Source organism: Salinivibrio sp. MA427 (assembly GCF_001996115.1).
Classification (GTDB): Bacteria; Pseudomonadota; Gammaproteobacteria; order Enterobacterales; family Vibrionaceae; genus Salinivibrio; species Salinivibrio costicola.
Window position 1 is genome coordinate 1 of record NZ_MUFH01000305.1, and the last position, 2810, is coordinate 2810.

A 2810-nucleotide genomic window follows, 5' to 3' on the forward strand; every position below is an offset into this window, starting at 1 on the left:
CTCCATCGACAAAGATATGCCGATAAAACCATTCGGGCTGATTCATGCGTTCGCTTACTCGTTCAAAATAGCCGGCCAGAAAGTCTTCAAACCCCGCATCGGATCCAAAGCTACACACAAAAGCATCCCGACGTGCAGCCACGCAATAAGCAAAATCAGTTTCAAGATTGATAGGACGGAAAGTTAGGTGCATGGGGGTATGCGGATTAAACCGCGAAGGCCGTTTCTTTGACACTTGCACGCTCTAAAAACCTCGTTAACCAGTCAGCGAGGAGTGGCTGGCTTTCACCCCATTGCAGCTCCGGTAATCGAAAATCGATATAGCTCAGCGCAACGCCAGTAACAATCTGGCCAAGGTTAATGTCGGACTGCATAACGTCAGTATTCACCCTATCCTCCAGCGTCTGAAGGCACCTGATAATGGCATTCTGTCGACGAACTCCGAGTACTGTACTATCGCTCGCTTTCCCAAAGTGCTTCCGATTAATAACCGTCATAAAAGCTGCATCGGTAAGGCCCTGACTAAGCCCCGAGAGAGCAAGGACATCAGTGTAGTTGGGTGCACCAAGCAAGCTGTTCGTCGAAGAAAGCCCGTCCAAGTATGACGCGATGAGAAGGGATTCTGATAAAGTCTCTCCCCTATCCGTTACAAGCACGGGAATTTTTCCGTTCGGATTGGCGGTGAGCAACGCATTGTCATCCGCCAAGGATCTACCCAGATGAGCTTCACATCATCCAACTGCTTTTCAATCGCGCAGATTCGGACAACTCTTGCATAAGGCGACGTCGTGTTCAGATACAGTTCCATATCAATTTTTCTCCATCTGTGTGGCTTTTCGAACAATAAGATATCGGGTTGATAGCAAGAGGACGCCGCTCGCCAGAATAACGGCACCAATGCTGAATAAAGGTTCATAGGTACCAAGAAAGGCGTAGACAAATGCCAGAGCGTACCCACCTGCTGCTTGAAATGCAGCGAACATGGCGGTGGCCATACCCCATATCTTTTTGTGACCAGCAGGCCCCATAATCTCTGAAAGTCGTCCTGCTGTGAGCGCAACAATGCCGGGGATCATGGCTCCGACGACAAAGGATGAAACGGTAATACTGGCCATCGATACCGATATAACCGGTAATGCCGTCGCGATGGACTTTGCCAGAAACCCTGACAGCAGAGCCCCGTGCCAACCGAGCTTTTTAGCCGCCCTCCCGGCAATGAAAGGTCCGAAAACAGCACCGACACCCAGAACAGCCCATTGGAAACTCGCGATGGTCTGCCCCATACCGACTTCACGTGCAAGATAATCTACCCAGAAAACCGTATGGGGAACAAAGCCGACTCCGTCCATCGCATACGCCGCCATGACGATTCCGATGCTCCATTTCTGTGCAGCGGTTAAGCCCTCTGACCCATTACCTGAATGGGGAATAGCTGGTAATGATTTCAAGCCTGCGAGCGCCCTATCGGCGATAAGGCCAGCTGCAACAGCAAGTACCCCGAGCCCAACCCAGGCTAAAACAAGCCCTACATTTAACAATAACGGAATTGCGGTGGCCGACAAAAAAGCCCCAATTCCGATACCGGTAAAAACTATCGCTCCAGTAGCTGGTCGTTGTGAAGCAGGCGTACTTGAGAGTGCCAGAGAGGGACCGACCACCATCAAGGTTGCACCGGCAAAACCAGACACAAATCGCCAGATAAAGAACCACACGAAGCCGATCGGGCTCAGACAAAGAAAGAAGCTTAACGCGACTGCGATATAAGCGCCCCCAAGCACATAACGGAGTTTGTATCGTTCAGAGAGGATGTGCGCGCCAATCGCTCCACCGAGATAGCCGAGCAGATTCGCGGCCCCCAAGTATGCCGCTTCCGTGGCCGTAAACCAGTTGGCTTCTACGAGTGCAGGAATAATTGGTGTGTAGGCGAACCGCGCCACGCCAATCCCCACAAATGTTGCCATCGCCCCAACGAGCAACGCAGAGAAATTGAATCTACTCGGTCTCATATTGTTATGCCCTCCATGGCGCTAAGTGTGCCAGGCTCACAGCGTTATTCAGACTGGGAGAGCCTCAGACTCATTTTTTAGATGCTTTGGGGTGTAGCGTGAATGAATAGGTATAGAGCAAACCCCATTGTTTCTCGCCCCCACCTCAAATACGCATCTTTCCAATGTCGTCTCGTTTTTACTTTATCCAATAGCTCTATATTTTCAGGGTCTAGCATCAACTCGCGTTCAGCAGCTAGCCAAAACGAGCTTTCAAACGTATCCCAATCTTGATAAGAAGAATGGACGACATAAGCGCATTCAAGGCCTAGTTGATTTCCTGCTTCTATGTTTTGAAGGTTTGAGCGTAACTCTAGCGGGTCAATACCTGTTGCGAGTAAGTACTCTGTATCTGGTTCTTTTCGCCAATACGCATCCCCAAGTACAATTACGCCATTAGACGCTATGAGAGCCTTCATGTCAGACAATGCACGGTCTAAAGCTTCACCAACATCGCCAAAAGCATGAGTAGAGCCTAAGCTAAAGCACGCATCAAATACGCCCCTAGGCAGTTCCACATCTTTGAATGCTGCATTATGAAAGGTGACTTTATCTAAATAAGGCTCCAAGTTTTCCTTGGCTTTAGCAATCTCCCTTTCATCAATTTCAATGACTACCGCCCGACAGTTAAACTTTTCTAAAACGCTTTTAATTAATTCACCATTACCACAACCAACGTCTAAGACTAAAGAGTCCTCATTGAGCCATAGTTCACCCAGCAAGTTATCTATACAATTTGGGTTGATGGGGTTGTTATATTTCATT

At 49.0% G+C, this 2810-nt stretch carries 3 protein-coding genes; all 3 read right to left on the reverse strand.

Annotated elements, in window-relative coordinates:
* Positions 1 to 206 precede the first annotated feature (206 nt).
* On the reverse strand, positions 207 to 707 hold the full coding sequence (locus tag BZG79_RS13660; RefSeq protein ID WP_199877892.1) for a glutathione S-transferase N-terminal domain-containing protein: 501 nt from the start codon (positions 705 to 707) through the stop codon (positions 207 to 209).
* Positions 708 to 809: 102 nt separating this feature from the next.
* Positions 810 to 1961, reverse strand: coding sequence for a YbfB/YjiJ family MFS transporter (locus BZG79_RS13665; protein ID WP_199877893.1), 1152 nt, complete (start codon positions 1959 to 1961; stop codon positions 810 to 812).
* A 122-nt stretch (positions 1962 to 2083) separates the two neighbouring features.
* Positions 2084 to 2810, reverse strand: a 727-nt coding sequence (locus BZG79_RS13670) for a class I SAM-dependent methyltransferase (protein WP_077774676.1), incomplete at its 5' end; no start/stop codon positions are given.